Genomic DNA, 10930 nt, shown 5'->3' on the forward strand with positions numbered 1-10930 from the left:
CACAACAAGTTACGCTGTGGTTGGCGTTGCGGGACGCGGTAACGCGTCCCGCGTTTTGACGTTTCCACCGGAAAGGAGGCGCAGGGTCTTTACTCCTTGTGACCCTGCGCCTCTGATCCGATTCCAACCAAAAGCAACCATTTCGTACAAGTGTTGACAGAGATAAAAAACCGAGCTAAATTTTTCGGCAACTTCTTGATTTTTTGTTTTTCCATCAAGGCCCCCAACTGTCGTCTTTAACGAGTGCCGGTTCCCGACGGAGCCCGGCTATTCTCTTTTTTGCATAGGAGTCATCGCATGGCTGATAGAATTTTTCGAGTGAACATGTCGGACCTGAGCGCCAAGGTCGAATCTGTACCCGAGGGATGGATGGGCCTGGGCGGTCGCGGCCTGACCTCGACCATCGTTGCCGCCGAAGTCAAGCCCACCTGTCATCCGCTGGGCAAGAACAACAAACTGGTTTTTGCCCCTGGCCTGCTCTCCGGCACCCCGGCAGCCAACTCCGGCCGCCTCTCCTGCGGCGCCAAAAGCCCGTTGACCGGCACCATCAAAGAGGCCAACGCCGGCGGCACTTCGGCGCAGATGCTGGCCAAGCTGGGCGTCAAGGCCCTGATCATCGAAGGCAAACCTGCCGACGACTCCAAGTGGTACAGCCTGCACGTCAACGCCGACGGCGCGACCATCAAAGAAGAGACTGAAGTCGTCGGCATGGGCAACTTTGCCGTGGTCCAGACCCTGAACCAACGCCTTGGCGACAAGGTCGGCGTCATCACCATCGGCCCGGCCGGCGAGATGAAAATGCTGGGCGCCAACATCTCGATCAAAGATCCGGACAGCCACATGCGTTCGCACGGTCGCGGCGGTCTAGGCGCGGTCATGGGCTCCAAGCGAATCAAATTCATCTCGGTTGAACCGACCGACCAGAAAGTGGCCATTGCCAATCCCGACGCCTTCAAGGCCGCCAACCGCACCTTTGCCAAGGCCCTGGTCGACAACCCCATCAGCAAGGCCCTGGGGCAGTACGGCACCAATGTCCTGGTCAACATCATCAACGAATCCGGCGGCCTGCCCACCAAAAACTTCACGGCAGGACAGTTTGAAGGCCACGAAGCGGTTTCCGGCGAAACCATGTACGACACCATTGTCGCCCGCGGAGGCAAGCCGAGGCACAATTGTCACCCCGGCTGCGTTATCCAGTGTTCCCAGATCTACGCCGACGCCAAAGGGCAGTACAAAACCTCGGGCTTTGAGTATGAGACCATCTGGGCCTTAGGTGCGGACTGCGGCATCGACAACCTTGATTATGTGGCCGAAGCCGACAACGTGATGGACGACCTCGGACTCGATTCCATCGAGATTCCGGTGGCCTTTGGCGTGGCCATGGAGGCCGGCGTGCTCAAATTCGGCGACGGCGCCGAGCTGTGCCGCATTCTCAAGGAAGACGTGGCCAAGGGAACCCCGCTGGGACGGATCATCGGCAACGGCGCCGGTTTCGTGGGCAAGGCCTTTGGCGTCACTCGCGTGCCGGTGGTCAAGAATCAGGCCATTCCGGCCTACGATCCCCGCGCCATCAAAGGCATCGGCATCACCTACGCCACCTCCACCCAAGGCGCTGATCACACCATGGGCTACACCATTGCCACCAACATCCTCGGCGTCGGCGGCAAGGTTGACCCGCTCAGCAAGGAAGGCCAGGTGGAATTGTCGCGCAACCTGCAGATCGCCACCGCAGCCATCGATTCCACCGGCATGTGCCTGTTCATCGCCTTTGCCGCCCTCGACGACGCCACCTGTCTGCCGGCCCTGATCGACCTGATCAATGCCCGCTACGGCATTAACCTGGTTGCAAACGACGTCACCAACCTCGGCATGACCATCCTCAAAACCGAACGCGCCTTCAACCTGGCCGCCGGTTTCACCAACAAGGACGACCGGCTGCCCGAATTTTTCTCCGAGGAGCCGATTGCGCCGCACAACGTGGTGTGGGACATCACCGACGAGGCCATCGACTCGTTCTGGAACTTCTAACCAGCACGGATTCATGCAGCTCACGGTTAAACTGTTCGCCTATTTCCGGGACAACCGCTTCAAGCAGCAACGCATGGAATTCCCCGAGGGAACCACGGTTGAAGACATCATCCGCTCCCTCGGGGTGCCGCTTGACGAGGTTGGCGTGACCATGATCAATTCACGCCACTGCGAACTGCGGCAGGTTCCGGCTGAAGACGATCAGCTGGCTGTCTTTCCGGCCATCGGCGGAGGATGATCACCCCGCCGCTGGCCGCCTTTTCCTCCTTCCCTTCTTGTCGGCAAATTCTCTGCTCCAGATCGCCGCATCCATGCTATACTTGAACGCATGAATGCGGCCTCCGTTCTTGTGCCGCCGCCGGCAGCTTTTTGAATTCCGGCAACCCTTTTCTCGCCCCCTCTGCCCCGTAACGAGGCCTTGCACAGGCAAAACAGCATGAACGATTTTTTCAAACTGATCCGCCCTTCTGATTTTGTTGCTTTGTTGAGCGACTTCGCGCCCCTTGATGCCGAATTTGTGGCGCTGACCGCAGCCAGGGGACGCATCCTTGCCCAGGAACAGACCTGCCGCGAGTCCCTGCCCCCCTTTTCCCGTTCCACCATGGACGGTTTTGCAGTGCGCGCGGCCGACACCTTTGGCTGCTCCGAGTCGGAAACCGCCCTGTTGACGATCATCGGCGAGATCGCCATGGGGACCTCCGGCCAGGCGCTGAGCCTGCGACCCGGTCAGGCGGCGCGCATCTGGACCGGCGGCGAACTGCCGCAAAAGGCTGACGCCGTGGTCATGGTCGAATACACCCAGCTGCTTGACGAAGAAACCGTGGCCGTGTTCCGGCCGGTGGCGCCGGGAGAAAACGTGATCCGCGCCGGCGAGGATTACGCGCCGGGCGCGCCGGTGCTCGGCTGCGGCAGCAGATTGCGGCCCCAAGATCTGGGCGTGCTCTCGGGTCTGGGCGTCACCTCGGTTCCGGTGTATCGCCGGCCCAGGGTGGCAATACTTTCCACCGGCGACGAACTGGTGCCTACCGAGCAGACGCCGCCGCCGGGCAAGATCCGCGACATCAACTCCACCACCCTGGCGGCGCTGGTCGAGGAAGCCGGCGGCATTGCCGTCTCCCACGGCATCTGCGGCGACGATTTTGACCAAATGCTCGCAGTCTGCACCGAGGCCCTGGCCGACGCCGACGTGCTGCTGCTCTCCGGCGGCAGTTCGGTGGGCAAGCGCGATTTCACCCACCGGGTGTTCGCCGCCGTCCCGGAGAGCCGCATGCTGGTGCACGGGGTTTCGGTCCGCCCCGGCAAACCCACCATCCTCGCCCGCCAGGGCAACAAGGCCCTGTTTGGCCTGCCCGGCCACGCCGCCTCGGCCCTGGTGATTTTTTACTGCTTTGTCCGCCCGCTGTTGCGGCAATACAGCGGACTGGGGGCGACACTCGGTTTGCAGGCCATTCGCGCCGTCACCGCCCAGCAAATGCCCTCGGTGATCGGCCGGGAGGATTACGTCCGGGTGCGCCTGACCCCGCAAGACAACGGCGCGCCGCCTCTAGCCGTGCCGGTCTACGGCAAATCCGGTCTGCTCAACCCGCTGGTGCGCGCCGACGGCCTCCTGCCCATCGGCCGCGACGTCGAGGGCCTGGACAAAGGGGTGGAATGCCCGGTGCTGTTGTTTCCATGAGAGGATGACGCTGCACGCCGCCGAGATTGTCCAGCAACCATTGCCGCAATTGCCGGGAGAGAAATGAATCAGGAAATCAAAGCATTGCAAAACAGAATCGAACTACTGGAAAACACCTTGGTTACGATTACACAAAGACTGGTCGAGACAACCAATGCATTCTATTCCACAAAAGCAATCCAGGACGTCATCAACATCGCCCTGCTGGACAATGATCAACAAGCAAAGAACACAACCATCGAATACCTGGAACATCTCTCCCCGAAAAACACCACCTCCGCTGTGAACAAAAAAATTTCCGATGATATCCAAGAAATGATCAATTACCTTCGACATGGCAAACCGCTGTCTCCAGAAGAGAGAAGACAACGATTATATCTGGTTGGCCATCAAAACGACTCCCCCCTAATCCCCTGACGCCGCCATGCAACGAAAAATCTATCTCAACATGCATTCACGGGAAGAGGCCCAGCAGCTGTTCTGGTCCCGTTTCAGCAACCATTGCCCGGGCGAGGAGACCATCCCCTCGCATCTGGCCTGCGGCCGGGTGACCGCTGGTCCGGTCCACGCCCGCTTCTCGTCGCCGTCGTTCCACTCGGCCGCCATGGACGGCCTGGCGGTGCGGGCCGAGGACACCTTCGGCGCGAGCGACGACGCGCCCCTGACCCTGCGGATTGACGCCGGCGAGGCGGTGATGATCAACACCGGTTATCCGCTGCCTGCGGACAAAAACGCTGTGATCATGATCGAAAACGTTCTGCTCGACGAAGACGGCGCAACCGGCGTGATCCGCGCCCCGGTCTATCCCTGGCAGCATGTGCGCAAAGTGGGCGAGGACATTGTCGCCACCGAATTGCTGTTCCCCACCGGCCACCAACTCCGCCCGGCCGATCTCGGGGCGCTGCTCACCGGCGGCTGCGCTGCGGTGCGGGTGCGCAAACGACCCAAGGTGGCGATCATCCCCACCGGCAGCGAGCTTGTGCGCCTGGAAGACTGCCCAGACGCGCCGCCTGCGGGCAAAACGGTTGAATCCAACGCCACAGTCCTTGCCGGCCTCGCCCGGCAGGCCGGGGCCGAGGTCGAGATTACGCCGATCATCAGCGACGACTTTGCATCGATCACCCGCCACGTCCAGGCCATGGTCGCCTCCGACGCCGACCTGGTGATCGTCAACGCCGGCTCCTCAGCCGGCAGCGCCGACTACACCGTACGAATCATCGAGCAACTGGGCGAGACGCTGGTGCACGGCGTCACCATCATGCCGGGCAAGCCGACCATTCTCGGGGTGATCGACAACAAACCGGTGGTCGGCCTGCCCGGCTATCCGGTGTCGGCGATCATTGCCATGGAGCAGTTGGTGCTCCCGCTCCTGGCCCGGATGCAGGGCGTGTACATGCCGCCGCCGACCGCGATTCGGGCGGTCTTGGCCAAGGATTTGCCCTCGCGCGCAGGCATTGAGGAGTTTCGACGGATGATTGTCGGCCGCATCGGCGTCGACTTTGTTGCCGTGCCGCTCAAACAGGGCGCCGGGGCGATCACCACCCTGACTCGGGCCAACGCCATCCTCCGCATTGACGCCTCCTCGGAAGGCGAAATCCACGGCCGCGAAGTGGACATCGATCTGCTGGCGCCGCTGCCGCAGGTCGAGCGCACCATGCTCTGCACCGGCAGCCACGACCTCTGCCTGGACGTGCTGGGCGATTTTCTTCGCCAACAGGACCCGGCCTATCCCCTGGCCTCGACCCACGTCGGCAGCCTGGGCGGTATCATGGCGTTAAAACAGGGCATGTGCCACATCGCCGGCTCGCACCTGCTCGACCCCACGGACGGCTCCTACAACACCAGCTATGTCCGCAAACACCTGGCCGACCGCGACATCCGCATCGTCACTCTGGTGCACCGCGCCCAGGGGTTCATTGTGCCCAAGGGCAACCCCAAGGGAATCGCCTCCATCCGCGACCTGACGACCGACGGCGTGCGCTTTATCAACCGTCAGGCCGGGTCCGGCACCCGGGTGCTGCTCGACTTCGAATTGAGCCGCAACGACCTCGACCCCGACGCCATTTCCGGCTACGACCAGGATGAATACACCCACATGGCGGTGGCGGTGGCGGTGCTTTCCGGCAAGGTGGACGTGGGACTGGGGATCAAAAGCGCGGCCAAGGCCCTGGGGCTTGATTTCGTGCCGCTGATAGAGGAGCGCTACGACCTGCTGATTCCTGGCGCGGTGTTTGAAACAGAGATGATGCAGACGGTGTTGCGGGTGATTGCCACGCCGCTGTTTCAGCAGACGGTGGAGGCCATGGGCGGTTATTCCACCCGGGAAACCGGGCAGCTGGTTCAGCTGGATTGACAAGACGCTCCACCGGACGAGGCAGGGGCGGACAGTGGCGCGGTTATTCGGCCCGGAGGAAATCGCCGTCCTTGAGGTCGATGTGCATCCAGCTGTTGTGCAGCGACGACGACTGCCCCAGCAGGAGTTTGATTGCCTCGGCAACCTGGAGGCTGGCAATGACAGCCACGGTGAAGGAAAGCACCGACGGCGCAGGACCGGCAGCCGCGCGCTGCGGATACAGGCGTTTGATCAGATCAAAGCCGGGCAACTGCACCCCGACCTGACCGTACCAGCCGCTGACCGCGCCATGCACCAGAGGCACCCCCCGACGGTTGCACAGATTGGCCAGGTCACGCCGGGCCTGGACGTCGTCGAGGCAGTCGACCATTGCGTCGACCTGCAGGGCCGCCTGGTCTGCCGCCCGAAAATCCTGGGGATAGGCGACCACGGCGCTGAAAGGGTGGATGTCGGCCGCCCGATCCGCCGCCGCCTCAGCCTTGTTGCGGCCCTGGGTGGACTGGAGAGCGTTGAGTTGGCGGTTGCAGTTGCTGGGAGAAAAGACGTCGGGGTCAAAGAGATGCAGCCGCCCGACTCCGATGCGGACCAGTTCCTCGACCACATAGCCGCCAAGGCCGCCGCAGCCGATCACCGCCACCCGCTTTTCCTGGAGAAGACGTTGCTCGGCGTCGCTGAGCGCGCCCTGGTTGCGGGCAAAGGTGTCGGCAAAAGACGGCATGGTCGAGGCCCCGAGAAAGAGATGATTGTTGATTGCTTTCCGCACGATACCTGCGCCACGGGCCGCTGTCAATTGCTCTGCGGCCCGGGCGCCATTGACGACGAACGCACGGATCGTCAGGAAACACACTGGAACATCCCATGCAGCCCACCGAACATCCCGCAACAGCGCCGCCCACGCCGTCATTGAAGACGCCTGCCCGCCAGACCGCCGCCCAACCGTCTGCGACCATGCGCTGGCTCGGCATTGCAGCGCGCACCGGCCATATCGGCGCCGCCGCCCTGCTCTTTGGAGGCTTGTTGCTGGCCGTGCCCTTTGTCCGCCTGACGCCCTGGCATCACCTGACCATCGCCACCGGCGGCTTCCTGCTGCTGCTGGAGTGGCGCCACGACCGGCGCTGGCCGCACCGGGGCAAGGGGCTTCTGGCCCTGCTCCACCTTGGCCTCTGCCTGCTGATCCATTGGGCGCCGGCCCTGACCGCGCCGCTGCTGTGGATGATTCTGATCAGCGGCTCCGTCGGCAGCCACATGCCGCGAAAATTCCGCCACTGGTCGATCTTCCAGGGCTGGGAGATCCGGGACAGATGATTGCAACCGAAGCGCAGTGAGGCTCCAGCTGTTGTTTTTGGTAGGAATGAGTTGGTAATGGAAAAAGAAATCGCGAATAAAGAAATAATATTGACGGAAAGCGACCAAAAAAGCCATCTTTCCGGGGCAACTACTGATCTATCTCACTCTGCCCCAGGATTGTCCATGAAACGCTTGATGACCACCAAAGAAGTCGCTGAACTGCTCAACATCCATGAAAAAATGGTCTACACCCTGGTCTCGGAAAAGGCCATGCCCGCCACCAAAATTGCCGGCAAATGGCTTTTTCCCCAGTATCTGATCGAGCAATGGGTGGAAAACAACACCATCAACTTCCCTGAAAACATCCGCCCCCTGACCTCGAACCAGCGACTGGTGGTGCTCGCCGGCAGCAACGACCTGCTCCTCGACAAGACCATCACCCTGTTCAACCGCTCGTTTTCCGGTCATCTGGCGGTGTTCGGCAACCTTGGCAGCCTCGGCGGGGTCCAGGCCCTGCGCAACAACCTCTGCCACATTGCCGCCAGCCACCTCGTCCAGGACGACGACGAGGAGTACAATTTCCAGTTCGCAGCCCAGGAGTTCGACAAAATGCCGGTGGTGGTCAATTTTTGCCGCCGCCTGCAGGGCCTGCTGTTCAAGAAGAACAATCCAAAGGATATCATGTCCGTGGCCGATCTTGGGCGACCGGGGCTGCGAATGGTCAACCGTTCGCTGGGCACCGGCACCCGGCTGCTGCTGGACCGGGAACTGCAGAAGGCCGGCGTCCGGGCCGACAAGATCGTCGGTTACGACTACGAAGTGGCGCGGCACATGGACGTGGGCCTGGAGATCCTGGCCGGGCGGGCTGACGTCGGTCCCGGCATCGAGGCGGTGGCGGGCGCGCTGGACCTTGGCTTTCTACCCCTGCGCTGGGAGCGGTTCGATCTGCTGGTGTCCAAGGAGGTCTTTTTCGAGCAGGCCATCCAGGCCTTTTTCGGCCTGCTCCAGTCCGAACCGTTCAAGGAGGCCGGCCGCGCGATCAAGGGCTACGACCTGAGCATGGCTGGAAAAATCGTCTTTCAGGAAGGTCAGTAATTTTTACAGGGCAGGTGTGAATGTCTGCCTGCAATCAAGCAAAGAGGAGGAAATTATGAAAGGTGTAAAAGCGTTGTGCTGCGGTCTGATTCTCGCGGCCCTGGCCGGCGGTTCTGCTATTGCCGAGGAAAAAGTCATCAAGATGTCAACCACCACCTCCACCCAGGAATCCGGCCTGCTGGACGTGCTACTGCCGGCCCTGGAAAAAGACACCGGGATCGCGGTCAAGGTGATTGCCAAGGGCACGGGCGCGGCCATCCGCGACGGCGTTGACGGCAACGTCGACGTCATTTTCGTCCACGACCGGGCGCGGGAAGACGCCTTTGTCAAGGACGGCTTTGGGACCAAGCGATACGCGGTGATGCACAACGATTTCATCATCGTTGGCCCGGCGAGCGACAAGGCCGCCGTCAAAGGCGTGGCCGAGGGCGCGGACGCGGTCAAGAAAATCGCGGCCGCCAAGGCGACCTTCATCTCGCGCGGTGACGATTCCGGCACCCACGCCAAGGAACAGGAGCTGTGGAAGGCTTCAGGCCTGAGCCTGGAAAACAGCGTCTCCACCATGGAAAAAGACGGCAAGCAGGTGGAAATCAAGTCCGTGCATCCGGCGGCCAGCAGCGACTGGTACCTCTCCGTTGGCCAGGGCATGGGCAAAACCCTGACCATTGCCGACGAAAAACAGGCCTACACCATCGCTGATCGCGGCACCTACATCAAATACAAATTCGGCCGGGAAGTGCCGGTCAACCTGGAAATCCTCTGCGAAGGCGGCAGCCAGCTGGCCAACCCCTACGGCGTTATTCCGGTCAATCCGCAGAAGCATCCCCATGTGAAGGCTGAACTGGCCGAGCAGATGGCCCAATGGCTGGTTTCCGCCAAGGGGCAGCAGGTGATTGCCGATTACAAACTGCACGGCAAGCAACTGTTCTTCCCCGACGCCACCAAATAAGGGCTCAGGGTTTGCCCCTGCTGCCCCCTGCCGGGCGGATTGAATCCAGGATTCTTTCCGCCCGTTGCGTTTCCTTTCACGCCCAATCGATCCATGTCCTTTTTCCTTGAAAGCTTTGTCGCCGCCTGCCGCCTGGCCTGGTCGCTCGACCCGGAACTGCTGAGAGTTGTCCAGGTGTCGCTGACCACCAGCTGCCTGGCCACGGCGCTGGCGTCGCTGGTCGGCGTCCCCGCCGGCTTTGCCATCGCCCACAGCCGCATGCCCGGCAAGCGGCTCGTCGTCACCTTGCTCAACACCCTGCTCGCCCTGCCCACGGTGGTGATCGGCCTGTTCGTCTACGTCTTTATCTCGCGGCGCGGGATTTTTGGCCCCCTGGACCTGCTCTACACCCAACAGGCGATGATTATTGGTCAGTTCATCCTGATTGCGCCCCTGGTCACGGCCCTGACCATCGCCGCAGTAAGCCGGGTGGACGCGCGCTACCGCAAGACCGCCAGGACGCTCGGCGCCGGCGACTGGCAGACCGCGCTGGTGGTGCTGCGCGAGGGCCGTTTCGGCATTGGCGCGGCGGTGATCTCCGCCTTTGGCCGGGTGATCTCCGAAATCGGCATATCGATGATGCTCGGCGGCAACATCAAGGGCTTCACCCGCACCATGACCACGGCCATGGCCCTGGAATACGACAAGGGCTCCTTCACCCTGGCCGTGGCCCTGGGGCTGGTGCTGATGGCGATCAGCCTGGGGGTCAACATCCTGTTCAACCTCATCCAAGGGAGGAGCGGGCGATGACCCTCTATTCGCTGCGATCAATCGTCCAACGCTACAATGGGCGGGTGGTGCTGGACATTGACCGTCTGGACCTCGAGGCCGGGCGCATCCACGCCCTGCTTGGCCCCAACGGCGCCGGCAAGACCACGCTGCTCGACATTCTCGCCTTTCTGGAAACGCCGGCAAGCGGGACGATGACCTTTTGCGGCGAACTGGTGGAGCCCTCGCCCCAAAGGCTGCTGCAGCTGCGGCGGCAGGTGGTGCTGGTGGATCAGCATCCGATCATGTTCTCGGCCACGGTCAGCAGCAACATTGAATTTGGCTTGAAAATCAGAAAGATCGACCCGACCGTCCGCAGGCGGAAAGTGGACGAGGCCCTGGAGACCGTGGGGTTGAGCCGCTACAAATCAGCGGCCGCCCACGAACTCTCCGGCGGCGAAACCCAGCGGCTGGCCCTGGCGCGGGCCTTGGCGCTGTCGCCCATGGTGCTGCTCTGCGACGAACCCACCGCCAGCGTCGACGCCGAAAACCAGGCGATCATCGTCGGCCTGCTCCAGCAGATCAACCGCGAACAGGGCACGACCATCGTTTTCACCACCCACGACCGTCTGCAGGCCGCAGCCCTGGCCCAGCACACCCTGGTGCTGGAAAACGGCCGCCTGGCCGAGGTGGCCTACGAAAACTCGTTTGCCTGCACCTTCCGCCGGGACAACCAGGAGCACAACGCGCCGCTGCACTGCATCCTCCACGGCGCGGTCGACCTTGCCCTGCCCGC

At 62.1% G+C, this 10930-nt stretch carries 11 protein-coding genes; 10 read left to right on the top strand and 1 reads right to left on the bottom strand.

Annotated elements, in window-relative coordinates; translation table 11 throughout:
- The first annotated feature begins 297 nt into the window (after nt 1-297).
- From RCH93_RS07730 to RCH93_RS07750, 5 genes are all read left to right on the top strand, one after another.
- A complete protein-coding gene (locus RCH93_RS07730; protein ID WP_306547768.1) occupies nt 298-2028 on the top strand; it encodes an aldehyde ferredoxin oxidoreductase family protein in 1731 nt (576 codons plus the stop codon).
- A 13-nt stretch (nt 2029-2041) separates the two neighbouring features.
- Complete coding sequence (locus RCH93_RS07735) at nt 2042-2266, top strand: MoaD/ThiS family protein (protein WP_306547769.1); 225 nt, start codon at nt 2042-2044, stop codon at nt 2264-2266.
- A gap of 198 nt (nt 2267-2464) precedes the next feature.
- Nucleotides 2465-3703 (top strand): gephyrin-like molybdotransferase Glp, encoded by a 1239-nt coding sequence (glp, locus tag RCH93_RS07740; protein ID WP_306547770.1) that lies wholly within the window; start codon nt 2465-2467, stop codon nt 3701-3703.
- Between the two features lie 63 nt (nt 3704-3766).
- Entirely contained in the window at nt 3767-4120 is a 354-nt protein-coding gene (locus tag RCH93_RS07745; RefSeq protein WP_306547771.1) for a hypothetical protein, read from the top strand.
- A 7-nt stretch (nt 4121-4127) separates the two neighbouring features.
- On the top strand, nt 4128-6056 hold the full coding sequence (locus RCH93_RS07750) for a molybdopterin biosynthesis protein (RefSeq protein ID WP_306547772.1): 1929 nt from the start codon (nt 4128-4130) through the stop codon (nt 6054-6056).
- Nucleotides 6057-6099: 43 nt separating this feature from the next.
- Here RCH93_RS07750 and RCH93_RS07755 read toward each other — a convergent pair whose 3' ends face one another.
- Nucleotides 6100-6819: a ThiF family adenylyltransferase gene (locus tag RCH93_RS07755; RefSeq protein WP_306547773.1), complete on the bottom strand. Its 720-nt coding sequence runs from the start codon at nt 6817-6819 to the stop codon at nt 6100-6102.
- A gap of 95 nt (nt 6820-6914) precedes the next feature.
- On the opposite strand from RCH93_RS07755, the gene RCH93_RS07760 reads away from it, so the two are divergent.
- The 5 genes from RCH93_RS07760 to RCH93_RS07780 form a co-directional block, all read left to right on the top strand.
- Entirely contained in the window at nt 6915-7361 is a 447-nt protein-coding gene (locus tag RCH93_RS07760; RefSeq protein ID WP_306547774.1) for a hypothetical protein, read from the top strand.
- A 165-nt stretch (nt 7362-7526) separates the two neighbouring features.
- Entirely contained in the window at nt 7527-8438 is a 912-nt protein-coding gene (locus tag RCH93_RS07765) for a helix-turn-helix transcriptional regulator (RefSeq protein WP_306547775.1), read from the top strand.
- A gap of 55 nt (nt 8439-8493) precedes the next feature.
- The gene (locus RCH93_RS07770) at nt 8494-9387 is read left to right on the top strand and encodes a substrate-binding domain-containing protein (RefSeq protein ID WP_306547776.1); all 894 of its coding nucleotides are present in this window, start codon (nt 8494-8496) and stop codon (nt 9385-9387) included.
- 93 nt (nt 9388-9480) lie between these two features.
- Nucleotides 9481-10176: an ABC transporter permease gene (locus RCH93_RS07775; RefSeq protein ID WP_306547777.1), complete on the top strand. Its 696-nt coding sequence runs from the start codon at nt 9481-9483 to the stop codon at nt 10174-10176.
- Nucleotides 10173-10930, top strand: a 758-nt coding sequence (locus RCH93_RS07780) for an energy-coupling factor ABC transporter ATP-binding protein (RefSeq protein ID WP_306547778.1), incomplete at its 3' end; no start/stop codon positions are given. The genes RCH93_RS07775 and RCH93_RS07780, both read left to right, overlap by 4 nt.

This window comes from Desulfobulbus sp. (assembly GCF_030824455.1).
Taxonomy (GTDB): domain Bacteria; phylum Desulfobacterota; class Desulfobulbia; order Desulfobulbales; family Desulfobulbaceae; genus Desulfobulbus.

Excerpts from the sequence above, each read along its gene's own strand:
- RCH93_RS07730 (WP_306547768.1), top strand. The coding sequence starts at position 298 with ATGGCTGATAGAATTTTTCGAGTGAACATGTCGGACCTGAGCGCCAAG.
- RCH93_RS07735 (WP_306547769.1), top strand. The coding sequence starts at position 2,042 with ATGCAGCTCACGGTTAAACTGTTCGCCTATTTCCGGGACAACCGCTTC.
- glp (WP_306547770.1), top strand. The coding sequence starts at position 2,465 with ATGAACGATTTTTTCAAACTGATCCGCCCTTCTGATTTTGTTGCTTTG.
- RCH93_RS07745 (WP_306547771.1), top strand. The coding sequence starts at position 3,767 with ATGAATCAGGAAATCAAAGCATTGCAAAACAGAATCGAACTACTGGAA.
- RCH93_RS07750 (WP_306547772.1), top strand. The coding sequence starts at position 4,128 with ATGCAACGAAAAATCTATCTCAACATGCATTCACGGGAAGAGGCCCAG.
- RCH93_RS07760 (WP_306547774.1), top strand. The coding sequence starts at position 6,915 with ATGCAGCCCACCGAACATCCCGCAACAGCGCCGCCCACGCCGTCATTG.
- RCH93_RS07765 (WP_306547775.1), top strand. The coding sequence starts at position 7,527 with ATGAAACGCTTGATGACCACCAAAGAAGTCGCTGAACTGCTCAACATC.
- RCH93_RS07770 (WP_306547776.1), top strand. The coding sequence starts at position 8,494 with ATGAAAGGTGTAAAAGCGTTGTGCTGCGGTCTGATTCTCGCGGCCCTG.
- RCH93_RS07775 (WP_306547777.1), top strand. The coding sequence starts at position 9,481 with ATGTCCTTTTTCCTTGAAAGCTTTGTCGCCGCCTGCCGCCTGGCCTGG.